Raw genomic sequence first — 16,131 nt, 5'->3', positions numbered from 1 at the left:
CAGTTGGTGCTGTCCGATGAGGAGGTGGAGCGTTTGAGTCTTCTATGGGTTTTTTATGAGGAAGATTATCAAACCGTCCGTTTAGATGAGCAGTTCAACCGGGAAGCTGTGATTGGACCTGAAATAGAGCATACAGTAACAATTCCTTCCCTTTCGTTTGATGAAGGATTGATTCGTTTATCTCCAGATGAAACGAATGATGGCTTTTCTCTTTATCAGGGCGAAAAAAAGAAAGGTCACTTACTTCCACATGAACCATATCAGGTTGGTTCACTCACACTCATGTTGATGGATTCACATCATGATCAAACCATTTATTACCTAGGAAATAGAGTCGAAGTGACTATTTCAAGTGAAGAAATAGATGAAGCGGATGTGTGGAAAGAAGAAGCCCATTCAATGTTTCAAGATGCCAAATCCTTCACGTTGGAAAAAATAGAAGGCACTTGGTATGTGATTCCCCAAGATGAAACGATCTATGTGAACGGGAAACAGCTGCACGGTCCACAGCAGCTTCTTGCTGGAGATGAGCTGTTTTGGAACTTTTTGACGCTGTCATTGAAAGATGATGATTTATTGCAAGTAATAGCATTTGAATCATTTCAAACACGTTTAGAAAAAACAAGGCCGCCGAGTACCGAAACGAAACAAAAATATCCTTTATATAGACGAACACCACGTTTGATTTACGATCTGCCAGATGACCGGGTGTCTTTCAGCTTTCCTTCACAGGAGAGTGAAAATAACGGCAGAGGACTTTGGCTCGTGGTTCTTCCGCCGCTTGTCATGCTGATTGTCATGGGGATCGTGGCCCTTGTACAGCCGCGAGGTATCTTTATTGTCGTGTCGATGGCGATGTTTATTATGACGTTAATTACTTCGTCCGTTCAATATTTTAAAGAGAAATCACAGCGCAAAAGACGAGAAGAGAAGCGGCAACGCGTTTACTCTCTTTACTTAGAAAATAAGCGGAAAGAGCTGCAAGAGCTGTATGACCGTCAACAATTTATTTTAACGTATCATTATCCGTCTTTTGAACAAATGAAATATTTGACGTCAGAAATCAGCGGGCGTATTTGGGAAAAGACGCTTGTCAGTGATGATTTTTTACAGTTGCGTCTAGGGACAGGTGCAGTTCCTTCAAGTTATGAATTATCGACGAGCGGCGGCGATATGGCCAATCGTGACATCGATGACTTAATGGAACAAACACAGCATATGCAAAACGTCTATCGCGAGGTAAAAGATGTACCGATTACGTTCGGTCTTGCGGACGGTCCAACCGGATTAATAGGAAAACCGGCAATTGTCAAAAATGAACTTCACCAGCTTGTCGGTCAGCTTGCTTTCTCGCACAGCTATCATGATTTGAGATTTGTTTTTATCTTTAATGAACAGGAGTATGAGAACTGGGAATGGATGAAATGGCTGCCGCACTTCCAACTTCCTCATACATACGGGAAAGGGTTTATATACAACGAACAAACACGTGATCAGCTATTGTCTTCTATTTATGAAATTTTGCGAGAGCGTGATCTGGAAGAGGAAAAAGAGAAAAAAATCTTTACGCCTCACTTTGTGTTTATCGTGACAAACCATGAACTCATTGCGGAACATGTGATTTTAGAATACCTAGAAGGCAGCCGGACGGATTTAGGCATCTCAATTATCTTTGCGGCAGAAACAAAGGAAAGCTTGGCAGAAAATATTTCAACGCTTGTTCGTTACATTAACGAAGAAGAAGGAGATATTCTCATTCAGCATAAGAAGGCCGTACGAATTCCATTTCAGCTGGATGCACATGAGCGAGCGGACAATGAGCTGTTTGCCAGAACCTTAAGAACATTAGATCATCAAGTCGGGATGACCAACTCGATTCCAGAAACAGTCTCCTTCCTTGACTTGTTTCATGCCAAACAGGTAGATGACATTGGCATTCGTGAAAAATGGCTGACATCTGAAACAGCAAAGTCATTATCTGTGCCTATCGGTTATAAAGGAAAAAACGATATTGTCGATCTGAATCTGCATGAAAAAGCACATGGCCCACATGGTCTATTAGCAGGAACAACGGGATCAGGAAAAAGTGAGTTTTTACAGACGTATATTTTATCCTTGGCTGTACACTTTCACCCGCATGAAGTGGCGTTCCTGCTCATTGATTACAAAGGGGGCGGAATGGCGCAGCCGTTCCGAAATATTCCGCACTTACTTGGTACGATCACAAACATTGAAGGCAGCAAAAACTTTAGTGAAAGAGCGCTTGCCTCTATTAAAAGTGAACTGAAGAAAAGACAGCGCTTGTTTGATCAGTATCATGTGAATCATATCAATGACTATACGAAACTCTATAAAGAGAAAAAGGCGGAACAGGCGATGCCTCATTTGTTCTTAATCTCTGATGAGTTTGCTGAATTAAAAAGTGAAGAGCCAGATTTTATTAGAGAGCTTGTCAGTGCCGCGCGGATTGGACGAAGTCTCGGTGTCCATCTCATTTTGGCGACACAAAAGCCTGGCGGGGTCATTGATGATCAAATTTGGAGTAACTCCCGCTTTAAAGTCGCATTAAAGGTACAAGATGCATCAGACAGTAAGGAAATTTTGAAAAATAGTGATGCCGCGTCGATAACCGTGACAGGTCGTGGATATTTGCAAGTGGGGAACAATGAAATCTATGAATTATTCCAATCGGCTTGGAGTGGTGCACCGTATATGGAAGATGGCTACGGATCAGAAGATGACATCGCCATTGTAACGGACACTGGACTGATCCCATTATCAGGGGTAAGTACAGAGCCGGCTGTGAAAAAAGAGACAGTGACGGAAATTTCCGCTGTTGTGGATGAAATTGAACGTATGCAGCAGGAGCTTGGAATTGAAAAGCTTCCGAGTCCATGGCTTCCACCGCTTGAAGAGCGGATTCCAAAAACACGTTATGCATCAAGTGAAGAGCACGTCTTCCATTTCGCTCTTGTCGATGAGCCAGATCAGCAAAGCCAGCATCCACTTTCTTATCAAATGATGGAGGATGGAAATATTGGCATCTTCGGTTCATCCGGCTACGGCAAATCACTTGCTGCAACAACACTGCTCATGAGCTTCGCAGAAAGATATTCACCTGAAGAATGGCATGCATATATTTATGACTTCGGTAACGGCACCTTGCTACCGCTTGCCAAACTTCCGCATACGGCTGATTATTTCTTAATGGATCAAATGAGAAAGATTCAAAAGTCGATGAAGCGTCTTCGTGAAGAGGTTGAATATCGCAAGCGTTTATTTAGACAGCAGGAAATGAGTCATATCAAAATGTACAATGCGCTGAATGAGAAAAAGCTTCCATTCATATTTATCGTGATTGACAACTTTGACATTGTGAAAGACGAAATGCATGAACTCGAATCTGAATTTATTCAGTTAAGCCGTGATGGACAATCGTTAGGCATTTATTTCTTAATCACAGCGACTCGTGTCAACGCAGTCCGTCAATCTCTTATGAACAACTTGAAAACAAAGATTGTCCATTACTTAATGGATCAAGGAGAGGCATACTCCATTATTGGCAGACCGAAATTCAGCTTAGAGCCAATTCCAGGACGAGTCATTATCAACAAAGAAGAGCTTTACTTTGCCCAAATGTTCCTGCCAGTTGAAGGAGAGAACGATCTCGAATTGTTTGAGCATTTAAAACAAGAGATCCAGCTTCTAGATGCTCGCTTTGAATCAGCTGAAAAACCAAAACCTGTACCAATGCTTCCTGATAAGCTGACCATTTGGGAGCTAGAGAGTCGCTTAGAAGAACAAAAACAGCCGTATGACATTCCAGTCGGACTAGATGAGGAATCTGTTGCACCTGTTTACTTTGACTTGAAGAAGAATAAACACTGCCTCATCATCGGTCAAACGCAGCGAGGGAAAACAAATGTGACCAAACTGATGCTTGATCAGCTATTAGTAGCAAAACCTGAGAAGCTGGCCGTCTTTGATTCGATTGATCGGGGGCTCTCTCATTATGCAAAAGAAGAGAACATTGATTACCTTGAAACAAAGGATGATATCACAGAATGGGCAGAGGAAATAGATCGTTTATTCAAGGTGCGTGAAGAGATGTACGTCGAAGCTGTGCGCCGGGGAGAGACTGATCAGTTGTCGTTCTCTCAAATTGTGCTTGTGATTGATGGCATTACGCGTTTTCAGCAGACAATCGACCCGCGTCTTCAAGATCAATTGGCTGATTTCATGAAGTCATATGCACACTTAGGCTTCAGCCTGATCGCATCAGGAAATCATACCGAATTCAGTAAAGGCTATGATGCACTCACAAACGAAATCAAACAGGTTCGTCATGCCATGTTACTGATGAAAAAATCAGAGCAAAACATCATACCGCTTCCGTATGCAAGACAAGAACCAGAGATTCAGCCAGGCTTCGGATATTTGGTTGAAAACGGGAAAGAGAAGAAAATCCAGGTTCCTTTATGTGCGGTAGAAAGGAAGAGTGTTCAATGACAGAGCAGCAAAAAAGCTCCATCAAAATCGTGTCTACCATGATACTGATTCTCGTCTTGCCGGTTCTATTTTTCCATCTCATTGGGGATGATCCGGCAAAACAGAAAAAGAATGCCACACGTAACATAGCCGTGGTCAATGAGGATATGGGGGCGAGCGAAAGTGAAAATACCGCTCGTTTCGGACAGGATGTGGTGGCGGCATTATCAGAGCGTCCAGATTACACATGGACAGTCGTCAATCGAAGTGCGGCAGAAAATGGCCTGAAAAATAGAAAGTACGATGCAGTTCTCTATATTCCATCTGACTTCTCTAAAAATGTGCTGAGCTATGATAAGGATCATCCAGAGAAGGCATCTATCCAATTCTCAATCCAAGATCAGCTCAATGCAGTGAATAAAGAAAAAGTACAAAGAGAGCTAGAAAATGCTCAAAAGAAAATGAATGAACAAATGTCGACTTTATATTGGAGTTTTGTATCACAGGAAATCGGCAATGTCAGAGAAGAGTTTGAGCATATTGTTGGCAAAGAGGTCGAATTCCAAAACACGATGTACAACTTCTATAAGCCAAATTCAAACAAACTATCTGATGCCGTCCAGCAGCAGAAGAAACAAATAGAAGAACTAAAAAATGCGATGGCCGATTCACAAAAACAGTATAAAGACGGTTTAAGTACAACAGAAGAAGCGAAAAGCCAGCTGAAGGATTTCGTAAAAGTAGTCGATCAATATCAGCAGTATCAAGACAAACAAAAGGATCTCTTGATCAAAGCGCAATCGACAAGTAAAAAACAAATCCAGCAAGGACTCAAACAGCTTGCGGAGATCCAAAACCAAAATGCCCGCAGCTTTAGCGATCAAATGGGCGGACTCAAAACCGACATCAATGGGGTCCAAAGTCAGCTCAAAACAACGGACAGCGCAATTCAATCTGTTCAAAAGGCAAGAGAAGACGCAATCCCTAAGCAATCGTCGGGATTAACGGACCTTGTGAAGGCGTCTCAAGAAGAACTGTTGAAGAATTATGAAGGTCAATACTTAGAGGCCTATAAAAGTAAGATCATCGCCTTGCAGAATAAGCTAGAAGCAAAAAGGCAAGAGCTAATCAACGCACCCGAGCAGCCAGCTGATCCTGATGATGACGGGCAATCAGATCAAGATAACGAGAACCCAGAAGAGATTGGCATTAACTTAGATGATGAAACAAATGAACTCTCGCAAATTTCATCGGAAATGAACGATCTAGCCGATCAATTAGAAGATCAGACTGCACCTCCTACTAATGAAGATGATAAAGAGAGTGAAAATGGTCAGGATGCTGTTCAGCCAGATAACAGCGGCACGAATCAATCAAAAGACGACCTAAAAGCACTGTCTAATCGTTTAGAAGAAGTGAAAAAGAAGATTCAAGAAAAAGCGGCCGCTCATAACGACCAATTGAAAGACAAAGTAAGTCAAATGAGTAAGGAGCTTGAAAGCCTCACGAAAAAAGTAGAGAAGCTTGAAAAGATGATTCTAAGGTTACAAGATCGATATAACGTCATTCCGAATGAAATCAAAAATCAGGAATCCTCTATTTTAAACAAAGTGCAAGAGCTGAAACGAGTAAACTCGCCGATTGGCAACACTGTGAATACGAAAATATTTGATCAAGAGTTTAAAACAAATTCAACAAGCACCAAAAAGTTAATGGAATACTCCAATCAACTGTCTCAGCTAGAGATGATGCTTGGGAACCTATATCAACCAACAAACAATTCATCTCTACTAGACACAAAAGGAGATGAAATCCAGTCCATCCTTTCCATCAAAAAAGAAGAAACGGAAAACTGGGATACACTCAAAAATCAAATGCTGACGTCAAATGATGATGTGTCTACCTTTATTGATGAGATGCAAAAATTCTCAGATGGCTACGCAGAATACATTTCGACTCAGCAGGCAAGCATGGAACAGGAGTTAAATGCCATTTCTGAAAGTGCGGACACAGTAGCTGAACAAATGGCTGATCAAGGAGATGCGGTGTATACGGCAGACCTTGCGGGCAGTTCGATTGTTGTGAGTGCACAGGATTCAATTGGTCAGGAAGTGCTTCGTCTTTCTGAGAATATGAGTTCGTTAACCGACCGCCAAAAAGGGGTGGCGGATTATACGAATAATATTGAAGAAAGTGTCACAACCGTTCAAGAAAAAGCAGATACGTTGAACGAAAACTGGAGTAAGAATGTCAATTCTACGAAGCTTGTTCAACAAGATTTAAAGGGTATTTTAGGCAACACTTTAGACGATCAAGGCAACAGCAACTATGTGTATAACCATTTAGCCAATCCGCTGAAAATTAGCGGCGATGTGCCAGAAGAAAAAACGCAGACTGTACCGCCAGTAGTCATTTTGGTTATTGTCATGATCAGCAGTTTGTTGATTGGCTTTTTTAGCTCGTACTATGCGTCAGCGCCAATGTTGGTCAAAGGTGCACTGTTTGGTATCTTAAATCTGTTAGTCGGGCTCATGATCAGCCTGTTTGGACTCAACATTTACAAACTAGCTGATGACCAAGCCATTCAATGGTCCATCTTTACGATTTTGCTGCTAGTGGCATGCTCTGCCTTTATTCGCACAGCTTTCCTTTTCGGTTCAATTGCCGGATGGATGGCAGCAACGGCGCTTATATTCTTCTTTGTTGCACCGTTAATTGATTTGGTCATGCCAAACTTCCATTTTACAAATCCAGTGACAGACGTGTATCTGTCCATCCAATATGGAAATGGAGACAACTTCGGTATGGGCATCACAGGGCTACTGATTTTAACGATATTGTTCATGGTCATTCCACTAGTGAAGAAGCTATGGAAAGACAAAACAGAGGAACGTGATGTCACTCATGAGGCTTAATCTATTCGTCAAAGGGATGGCACTTGGTGTCATATCCCTTTTTCTCCTCAGTCCGGCTGCTTTTGCTGCTACAGGTGAAGATACGGATACGAATGTCAAGCCGAATGAATATCAAGAAAAGAACCTCAATATTAATTCGAGTATATTGAGGGATCAAACGAAATACGAACAAAGCAAAACAACATCTAAAGTCAAAACGGACATTCACTTTGCTGACCCGCCTAAGACCTCTGGTGGTCAACTTTCGCCGCAAATTTTTAGTGATCTGAAAGACAATCCGCCTAAAACGCCAGCTCGTATGATGAAAGAGATGAATATCTCTTTCAGCGATTCGGCTGTATCAACTCCTTCTGGCGATGATTATGAAAAGCAGAGATCGGCGCTTCTGCCAATCATTTTTGGCATCTTGATCGCCTTTGGCATCGTTGTCATGATCATTCTGATTCCAAAGGTGAATGTGAAGATGGAAAAGAAATAGCCTGCCTTTTGAAAAGGGCAGGCTTTTCTTTATGCAGATTGCTTGATGTGATACCGATTCACTATTTAAAATAGTGTTATCAAGGGAGGAGATTGTCATTCGAATTTCAATCGTCACAGGCGGATCAAAAGGATTTGGTTTAGCACTTGTCAAACAGCTACTTTCACGTGGGGATAACGTGTATACCGCTGCAAGAAGTGAGTCGCCACTATCCCACCCACACCTCACGCATTCACAGGTTGATCTCACTGATGAGGAATCGGCTGCAAAGTGGCTTCAGGGCATCTTGTCCTCGCAAACTCTCGCAGACGCTGATGACGTCTTGCTTGTCAATAATGCAGGAATGGTGACTCCTATCAAACGTGCAGGGCAAGGCGGAGAGGATACGCTTCATCAGCATTATACGCTGAACCTTGTCATCCCTGTTTTGCTCAGTCATGTGTTTGTGAGAGAGACACAATCCTTTGAGGGGAAGAAAACCATCGTGCATCTTTCTTCTGGAGCAGCTAAAAACCCGTACAAAGGATGGAGTGCCTATTGCAGTTCAAAAGCAGGGCTTGATATGTTTATGAGGACTTTACATGAGGAACAGCAGGACGAAGCATATCCTGTCACCACGTTTTCCTTTTCACCCGGTACGATTGATACGGATATGCAGGGAGAGATTCGGAAATCCTCCAAACAGGACTTTGAACAAATTGAACGGTTTCAGCAATTACATGAAACAGGTACGCTAAAGAGCCCAGATGAAGTGGCCGGTATTTTACTCGACCTTCTAGCAGATGACCCAGCTGGCGGTTGTGTATACGATGCCCGTGAGTATGAAAAAAAGCAGTCATAACGGCTGCTTTTTTCGTATTGTACAAGCAAAGACAGCTTATTAAGCATAAGCTAATCTTGAGACTCATCGGAAATATGACAGAACATTTGAGTTTCTTTTCAGAATATGTTAGGATGCTAAAAATATAGATAAGGAGGGGTTTCCATGAGAAAGGTTACATTAATGGATGTTTACACCCATCCAGTCGCTCAAAAATATTTAAATCGTTCAGGAAAAGCCCACGCTATTGCTTGTGCTTATCACGCATTCAAACTGGCGATGCAGGCGGGGATTAACCCGGATCTTGCTGTGAAAGCAGCACTCTTGCATGACATCGGCCACTATGAATGGTATACAGCAGGCGGAGAATGGGATTACGAGACATATAGACGAAATGATATTCATGCCATTAAAGGGGCAGAGCGGGCACATAAACTGCTCATACGGCTCGGCGAGGAACCAAAAGCAGCCAAAGAGATTGCCCTTGCGATTCTGCTTCACACAGATTCATATTTGCCAGAGGGCGACCTGCATAAGGACACACTCCAGCAAATTGTGAAGAAAGCAGATGAAATGGACGAAGAGCCTGGTGGACACCATCATTACAGACAAATAGATGAATCACTTGCGCTCAAAAAAATTGCTGATTTGGATGAGAAGGTGCAGCAGGCGCTTCAGCCCATGAAACGCTCTGTTTAATATGGAATATCTCCATGAATCGTTCCGTGCTGATCCACATACAATGTGCGGATCACAGTACGGTTAAATGCCGACGTCCCTGACGCAGTGAGACCTGTGTAATGAACCGTGACGGAATAAGCACCTTCTTTTTTCAATTGAACGGCTGATGAAGAGCTCGTTTTCAGTGGATGATCCTTCTCGGCATCTTTAAAATAAGTGGTCTCTACAGTTTTGCTTAATCGTTTAATCAGCTTGCTCGAATGTGTCGATGCATCTCCTGATTTCGCTGCAGCGATTTTGATTTCTTCATTCAATGGTGAATCAAAGGATACAAGTAGCAAATAAGGATCCTTTTTTCCTGAATTTGATCGAATCGTCCATTTTCCTGGAACGGGTTTATTGATTTGCACATGGTGTGAATAGGCGCCTTCATATGGGAATGATGCTTCGGATGTCGTCAAATTGGTTAAAACATCTCCATTTGGCGCAACGATTTCCGGATTGGCTTCCTGTCTTTCATTTAACCACTGAATCGATAGGCCATTCGTTCCTTCCTCTACATAGAACGCTTCTGTTTTATCCTTTTCACTTTCTCCACCTTTCACATAAACGTTTGTATTTAGCTCCGAAGCGACTGGTTCTTGCTCTTGTTCGTCTTCGCTTTCAGCGCTTGCGGTACTTGCACGCAGCTGTGCCTGAAATACGGGGAACATGCTTGTGCCGTTTTTGATCGAAAAGTGATCCCACTTTCCTGTTAAAATATTGTTTGCATATGCTAGCTTTGTGCTGCTGACCGTCACAGCGCCATCGTTTGCACCAAAGCTTTTTAAATACATGCCGCCTAAATAAAGCACTCCGCCAAAGGTTCCCCAATCTGAACCAGAATAGGTTACATATTTATGAGGGAACGTCTCCAGCTGGTCGGTTTCACTTCGAAAAGCTGCCATCATCCCGGTTTGCAGAGAATAGAGCGCGTCGCTCTTTTGTCCAAGGATTTGCGCAAGCCAGCTTCCGCCTTTGCTATAGGCTAAATCCGCAAGCGGCGTCCCATAATGTGGAGAGCCAAGTGTGATGACTTTCTCTACATATGGATGAGCGTTGTAATACACGAGTGCAGCCTGCGTATCCACTCCACCTTTACTATGACCGATTATGATCAGTTTTCTGCCGAAAAATTCATAGATTTCTTTTAACTTTTCTGCTAATAGTTTTCCATTCTTTTTCATGTCCTGATCTGGATATAAATCTATGAACGCGCTTTCGTATCCGTTCAGAACAGCTTGTTTTGCCATATCGTTTCGATCAGACCATGTGGAGGAAGAACTGTTTATGCCATGTACAAAAACAAGTGGGGGTTTTGACAGGTCTTTTTGTACCGGTTCTTCGCCTTTAAACCACTTTCCTGGTGTACCAGGTGCATCTCCAATTGTGCCTGCGTGCGCATAACTTGCAGAGGATAGTAAGAGCATGACAGCAACGATACAGATTAATTTTTTCAAGATCATTCACCTCTTCAAATAATTTAAGATGTTGACAGCACCAATCTATTATACTTCTAAAAATTGTAAAAAAATATGAAATGTAAAAATACGGTAATAATGTTGTGGGTTTGCTGAGTGACACTCACATGGGTCATTGCATACGCTGTGGGTAAATACACAAGTAAAGGGGCAGGTAGCATGGCACAACAAGGAAGTCCACAGCTTGTTTCATTAGTTGATCCATATGTTTATCAAACATTGCAGAAAGTAGTCGGTATGAGATTGATTGTTCAAACAGTGAAAGATACAGTACGTGGAAAGTTGAAGGAAGTGATGCCGGATCATATTGTGATTGAGGCGGGGGCAAAATCAGTGTTTTATGTGCGGATCCAGCAAATCGTGTCGGTGATGCCTGATCACAGTGAAAGAGTGTAACAAGCAGACGCACAGGTGTCTGCTTTTTTCAATGCTTACAGAATGTATATCTGGAAAAAGTGCATGATATACCAATTGTTCTTTTTTTTTCAAAAAATATGGTTCTAAAACAAGAAGCAGTTGACAGAAGGTGGGTTGAATAGTAGTTTTTTAATAAGGTCAATACGTAACAGGAGGAGCATCTTTGTTAAAATCTAAAGTTCATTTTTGGACATTCCAAATATTACTGGTTTTACTGATTGTGTATGTATCAACAAAAGTTTCGTTTTTATTTCAGCCGATCATTTTATTTGCTTCAACGTTGTTTGTTCCTATTTTACTGGCAGGTATTCTCTTTTTCATCTTTAATCCGATTGTTCGATTTTTGTCGAAGAAGATACCTAGGACGCTCGCCATTCTGATTATTTATCTCCTATTCATCGGGCTTATCACGTTTGTTGTCAATGCTGCTGGACCTGTCATTGTCACGCAGGTGGGTGGACTTGTCAAAAGCTTCCCGGGGTATGTCACGGACATGCAGAAATTTATCAACGACTTCTCGCATTCTAAAACATTTACATGGATGATGAACCAAGATTATGTGTCTGTTTCGAAGTTTGAACAGTCGATCGTTTCGACATTAAAAGATTTACCGGAAAATATTGCTTCCAGTATGTCGGCGGTGTTTGGCGTGATTGCGAATATTGCCCTCGCTGTCATTACCGTTCCATTCATTTTATTTTACATGCTAAAAGACGGGCATAAGTTTCCGGACAAGCTCGTTCAATTTTTGCCAATGCCTTACCGTAAGGAAGGATTGAAGATTTTTAAAGAATTAAACGATACGCTTGCTGCTTACATACAAGGGCAAATCGTTGTTTGTTTATTTGTCGGAGTTGCTTGTTTTATCGGATACTTATTAATTGGTGTGAAATATGCGCTCATTCTCGGCATCATTATTGCGGTGACAAACGTCATTCCATATCTTGGGCCATATCTTGGTGCGGCACCAGCTGTGCTCATTGCTTTTCTTGATTCGCCTGGAAAAGCGGTTGTGACTGTTATTGTCATTCTTGTTGTTCAGCAGATCGATGGAAACGTCATTTCTCCATTGATCATTGGAAAACGTCTCAACACACATCCGTTAACAATTATCTTGCTATTAATTGGGGCAGGAAGTTTTGGCGGAATCCTTGGCATGATTTTTGCCGTTCCTGTCTATGCGTTGCTGAAAGCCATCACACTCAATATTGTCAGATTGGTTCAGCTGCGTCAGCGCTCTCGAAAAGAACAGCATTTAAACGTTTAGGGCAGATGCACAACTTTTCCCTTTTTGCATAACATAACTCACATAAGCGAATAGGGAGGAGAAGGAAGATGCCTGCGATTGTTGGACCCATCCATATTGAGTCTTTAGGCGGAAACGGCTCGGCTACTTTTGGTGACGTTCTCGCCATTGCCCCTTTGGCTGTAGATCACTCGACCGGTGGAGCGGGAGCTTTTAATTCAGGTGATTATATGTCCCTGACAAGCGATCCGAATGCCACTATGCTTTGGGACTTTACACTGTTTGGCCAGCCTCAATCATTTAATGCATAAAAGACAGCTGATCATATGACATATCAGCTGTCTTTTTTATGTTGGATAGACACGTATTGTTCCGCTAGGCATATGATGAGGGTAGTAAAGGTGGTGGAAAGATGCCAGCAATTGTTGGACCCATTCATATTGACCGTGTCATAGGAAACGGTTCTGCACATTTCGGCGATGTGTTTGCTATTTCGCCAAAAAGTGTGGATCATTCCGCTGGTGGTTCAGGCACCTATAATGCAGGAGACTTTGTTCAATTCTTCAACAATCCGAACGTCACATTTGTTTGGGATTCAAACCTGATCAGCCAGCAAAAGAGCTTTAACGCATAGCCAGCTTTGAAAGGGTCTCCTTTTCAGAAGCTGTCTTTTTTTATGGTACAATGGATAGAAGAAGGAAGAAGAAAAAGGGGGGAAAACACATCAAATGAAAATAAGAAAAGCGCATCTGACAAGCGGGCAACCAACAACCTACAATGTATATTTACATGAAAATAAAAAAGAATATAAAACGCTTGTCGCTGTACCTGATATGGAATGGAGTATTTCTATCGCGTATGAAGACGAAAAAACGCAGCTTGAGCAAGCACTAGAACAATCTTTAAACAAAAGAGTAGAAATAGACGAAGCCCGTGAACTTGCACAAAAAATTGTGCACTGGGTCACAGAAATGTAAATTCAGAAACCAGGAGTGAACACAGCAATGAAAGAAGAATCCGTAGACTTTTATTTGCAGCAAGGGATATTTGGACATGCTGAAACAAAACCCGATGAACGAAGAATGTTTCTCGGCTCATTAAGAGAACGTGCTCTTCTCGCTCTGACAAAAGGGCAAGTATCGAGACATAAATCGTATCAAGAGGTAGAGCAAGTATTGAAGGCAAACCGAGAGGCCACTGTTCTTTTAAATGGTGAATTGTCATATGCTTCTTATTCTCCATATGTCAAAATGGCAAATGCCGCTGGTTGTTCTTTTAAAGTGGTCAACCATCACGAGTCACATTCACCTTTTGGTCTTGTGATAGAGGTGCCGCATGCGATCAATCAAGAGCACATCTATATAGAAGATGAGCTTTTTCAAAAAGCTTTTTCTCGTGAATCTGTTGAATAGGTTTCCCTAGTGAAATGAATAAGCTATAATGATTCAAAAGAGCATATGGGAGAGATGCGGATGGGCAAAGCATTGATTTGTATTGATTATACAGTTGATTTTGTTGCAGACGATGGAAAACTGACGTGCGGAAAGCCTGGACAGGCGATTGAGTCGAAGATCACAGAGATCACTTCTTCATTTATTGATGAAGGACACTTTGTTGTTTTTGCCGTCGATCATCATGAAGAGCAAGATCCATATCATCCAGAGACAAAGTTATTTCCGCCCCATAATATTCGCGGGACAGAAGGAATTGAACTTTACGGAAAACTAAGTTCACTATTTCACACGTCAACACATTTAAATCATGTCTATTATATGGAAAAAACAAGATACTCTGCTTTTGCAGGCACTCAATTAGAAATGAAACTACGCGAGCGTGGCATCACTGAACTTCACCTAGCCGGAGTGTGTACCGATATTTGTGTACTTCATACAGCTGTTGATGCGTACAATAAAGGCTTTGAACTTGTGATTCATGAGAATGCCGTGGCGAGTTTTAATGAAGCGGGGCACGAGTGGGCACTTTCTCACTTTGAGCATACGCTTGGTGCGAAAGTGGTTAAGTAAGGGAAGGAGAATGGAAGTTGGAGCATCGGTTTATTGACGACAGTTTATCACTACATACAGATCTTTATCAAATTAACATGGCAGAAACGTATTGGAGAGACGGCATTCATGAGAAGAAGGCAGTCTTCGAACTCTTCTTTAGAAAGCTTCCATTTGACAACGGCTTCGCTGTATTTGCTGGTTTAGAGAAAGCGATTGAATATTTATCGGACTTCTCCTTCACCGAGAGCGACCTTGCATATTTAAAAGATGAACTCGGTTATAAAAGCGATTTCATTGAATACTTAAGCGGATTGTCTTTTACAGGGACACTTCATTCAATGCGAGAAGGAGAAATTGTCTTTGCGAATGAACCTATTATGCGCATCGAGGCAACACTTGTTGAAGCGCAGCTAATTGAAACGGCACTGCTCAACATCGTGAACTTCCAGACGCTAATTGCAACAAAGGCGGCTCGTATTAAAGGAATCATTGAAGATGAGACAGCATTAGAATTCGGAACAAGACGTGCGCATGAAATGGATGCAGCCATGTGGGGAGCAAGAGCAGCACTGATCGGCGGATTTCAGGCAACAAGTAATGTCCGTGCAGGGAAACGCTTCAATATTCCCGTATCAGGCACCCATGCCCATGCCCTTGTACAAGCATATCGCGACGAATATACTGCATTTAGAAAATATGCCGAAACACATACAGACTGTGTCTTTTTAGTGGATACATATGATACGGTCAGATCAGGCATTCCAAATGCGATTAAGGTAGCGAAAGAATTCGGTGATAAAATTAACTTTATTGGGGTCAGACTTGATAGCGGAGACCTTGCCTACTTGTCTAAAAAGGCGAGAACGATGCTGGATGAAGCTGGATTCCATGACGCCAAGGTCATTGCATCAAGCGATCTTGATGAACACACCATTATGAACTTAAAAGCACAAGGTGCAAAAATTGATGTATGGGGTGTTGGAACGAAACTGATTACCGCATTCGATCAGCCAGCTCTTGGTGCTGTATATAAGCTTGTATCGATTGAAGAAAACGGTCAGATGAATGACACGATCAAAATTTCTTCTAATCCAGAGAAAGTGACAACACCAGGCCGTAAACGAGTGTATCGCATTATCAATCAATTGAATCATCACTCTGAGGGAGACTACATTGCCCTTGAAGAAGAAGATGTTCAAAGTGAAGATAAGCTGAAAATGTTCCATCCAGTTCATACATTTATCAGCAAATTTGTGACAAATTTTGTGGCGAAGGACCTTCATGTCCCAATTTTTGAACAAGGGAAGCTGGTGTATGATAATCCAGATATCCAAACGATTCAAGCATATGTGCAGGACAGTCTCGGACTCTTCTGGGAGGAATACAAACGAATCAGCAAACCAGAAGAATACCCAGTCGATTTGAGTCAAAAATGCTGGGATAATAAGATGCAATTTATCCATGATGTGAAAAATAAAATCAAAAAAGAGCTTTATGAAAGCTGATTACCCCGGGAAAGGAGATCATCAAGCCAGATGGTCTCTTTTTTTCATGTTGGAC

Annotated in this window: 14 protein-coding genes; 13 read left to right on the top strand and 1 reads right to left on the bottom strand. The window is 42.0% G+C overall.

The window, feature by feature from the left end:
• Positions 1–33 precede the first annotated feature (33 nt).
• The 5 genes from essC to MHB38_RS15195 all read left to right on the top strand — a co-directional run bounded on the left by essC (position 34) and on the right by MHB38_RS15195 (position 9,400).
• Positions 34–4,509 carry a type VII secretion protein EssC gene (gene essC / locus MHB38_RS15215; protein ID WP_341003850.1) on the top strand — a complete coding sequence of 1,492 codons (4,476 nt, stop codon included), beginning with the start codon at positions 34–36 and terminating at the stop codon, positions 4,507–4,509.
• Positions 4,506–7,403, top strand: a complete 2,898-nt coding sequence (gene esaA, locus MHB38_RS15210; RefSeq protein WP_052320640.1) for a type VII secretion protein EsaA — start codon at positions 4,506–4,508, stop codon at positions 7,401–7,403. The genes essC and esaA overlap by 4 nt, the downstream gene beginning before the upstream one ends.
• Positions 7,384–7,881, top strand: coding sequence for a type VII secretion protein EssA (gene essA / locus MHB38_RS15205; protein WP_282900248.1), 498 nt, complete (start codon positions 7,384–7,386; stop codon positions 7,879–7,881). Before esaA ends, essA begins: the two co-directional genes overlap by 20 nt.
• A 97-nt stretch (positions 7,882–7,978) precedes the next feature.
• Positions 7,979–8,722 carry a (S)-benzoin forming benzil reductase gene (locus tag MHB38_RS15200; protein WP_035390161.1) on the top strand — a complete coding sequence of 248 codons (744 nt, stop codon included), beginning with the start codon at positions 7,979–7,981 and terminating at the stop codon, positions 8,720–8,722.
• A 144-nt stretch (positions 8,723–8,866) separates the two neighbouring features.
• Positions 8,867–9,400: an HD domain-containing protein gene (locus MHB38_RS15195; protein ID WP_007500462.1), complete on the top strand. Its 534-nt coding sequence runs from the start codon at positions 8,867–8,869 to the stop codon at positions 9,398–9,400.
• On the opposite strand, the gene MHB38_RS15190 is transcribed toward MHB38_RS15195, so the two are convergent.
• Positions 9,397–10,881 (bottom strand): esterase/lipase family protein, encoded by a 1,485-nt coding sequence (locus MHB38_RS15190; RefSeq protein ID WP_202734255.1) that lies wholly within the window; start codon positions 10,879–10,881, stop codon positions 9,397–9,399. The genes MHB38_RS15195 and MHB38_RS15190 overlap by 4 nt on opposite strands.
• Positions 10,882–11,061: 180 nt before the next feature.
• Between MHB38_RS15190 and MHB38_RS15185 the strand changes: the two genes are divergently transcribed.
• The 8 genes from MHB38_RS15185 (at position 11,062) to MHB38_RS15150 (ending at position 16,076) form a co-directional block, all read left to right on the top strand.
• Positions 11,062–11,298, top strand: a complete 237-nt coding sequence (locus MHB38_RS15185; protein ID WP_003213721.1) for a YuzF family protein — start codon at positions 11,062–11,064, stop codon at positions 11,296–11,298.
• A gap of 184 nt (positions 11,299–11,482) precedes the next feature.
• Positions 11,483–12,586, top strand: coding sequence for an AI-2E family transporter (locus MHB38_RS15180; protein ID WP_008345881.1), 1,104 nt, complete (start codon positions 11,483–11,485; stop codon positions 12,584–12,586).
• A gap of 68 nt (positions 12,587–12,654) precedes the next feature.
• Positions 12,655–12,876 (top strand): spore germination protein, encoded by a 222-nt coding sequence (locus MHB38_RS15175; RefSeq protein WP_008345880.1) that lies wholly within the window; start codon positions 12,655–12,657, stop codon positions 12,874–12,876.
• A gap of 101 nt (positions 12,877–12,977) precedes the next feature.
• On the top strand, positions 12,978–13,199 hold the full coding sequence (locus MHB38_RS15170) for a spore germination protein (RefSeq protein ID WP_008345878.1): 222 nt from the start codon (positions 12,978–12,980) through the stop codon (positions 13,197–13,199).
• A gap of 94 nt (positions 13,200–13,293) precedes the next feature.
• A complete protein-coding gene (locus MHB38_RS15165; protein WP_008345876.1) occupies positions 13,294–13,542 on the top strand; it encodes a YueH family protein in 249 nt (82 codons plus the stop codon).
• Positions 13,543–13,569: 27 nt separating this feature from the next.
• Complete coding sequence (locus MHB38_RS15160; RefSeq protein WP_007500468.1) at positions 13,570–13,977, top strand: YueI family protein; 408 nt, start codon at positions 13,570–13,572, stop codon at positions 13,975–13,977.
• Positions 13,978–14,037: 60 nt separating this feature from the next.
• Positions 14,038–14,589 (top strand): cysteine hydrolase family protein, encoded by a 552-nt coding sequence (locus tag MHB38_RS15155; RefSeq protein WP_008345872.1) that lies wholly within the window; start codon positions 14,038–14,040, stop codon positions 14,587–14,589.
• Between the two features lie 17 nt (positions 14,590–14,606).
• Positions 14,607–16,076, top strand: a complete 1,470-nt coding sequence (locus MHB38_RS15150; RefSeq protein ID WP_007500472.1) for a nicotinate phosphoribosyltransferase — start codon at positions 14,607–14,609, stop codon at positions 16,074–16,076.
• The last annotated feature ends 55 nt before the right edge of the window (positions 16,077–16,131 follow it).

The organism is Bacillus sp. FSL K6-3176 (assembly GCF_038003325.1).
In the GTDB taxonomy this organism is placed as follows: domain Bacteria; phylum Bacillota; class Bacilli; order Bacillales; family Bacillaceae; genus Bacillus; species Bacillus altitudinis.
The sequence above is the reverse complement of the archived record's forward strand: the minus strand, read 5'-3'. Positions and strand labels throughout refer to the sequence as shown.

Bases quoted from the DNA above. Each gene is read 5' to 3' on its own strand.
- esaA (WP_052320640.1), top strand. From the start codon at position 4,506: ATGACAGAGCAGCAAAAAAGCTCCATCAAAATCGTGTCTACCATGATA.
- essA (WP_282900248.1), top strand. From the start codon at position 7,384: ATGTCACTCATGAGGCTTAATCTATTCGTCAAAGGGATGGCACTTGGT.
- MHB38_RS15195 (WP_007500462.1), top strand. From the start codon at position 8,867: ATGAGAAAGGTTACATTAATGGATGTTTACACCCATCCAGTCGCTCAA.
- MHB38_RS15185 (WP_003213721.1), top strand. From the start codon at position 11,062: ATGGCACAACAAGGAAGTCCACAGCTTGTTTCATTAGTTGATCCATAT.
- MHB38_RS15175 (WP_008345880.1), top strand. From the start codon at position 12,655: ATGCCTGCGATTGTTGGACCCATCCATATTGAGTCTTTAGGCGGAAAC.
- MHB38_RS15170 (WP_008345878.1), top strand. From the start codon at position 12,978: ATGCCAGCAATTGTTGGACCCATTCATATTGACCGTGTCATAGGAAAC.
- MHB38_RS15165 (WP_008345876.1), top strand. From the start codon at position 13,294: ATGAAAATAAGAAAAGCGCATCTGACAAGCGGGCAACCAACAACCTAC.
- MHB38_RS15160 (WP_007500468.1), top strand. From the start codon at position 13,570: ATGAAAGAAGAATCCGTAGACTTTTATTTGCAGCAAGGGATATTTGGA.
- MHB38_RS15155 (WP_008345872.1), top strand. From the start codon at position 14,038: ATGGGCAAAGCATTGATTTGTATTGATTATACAGTTGATTTTGTTGCA.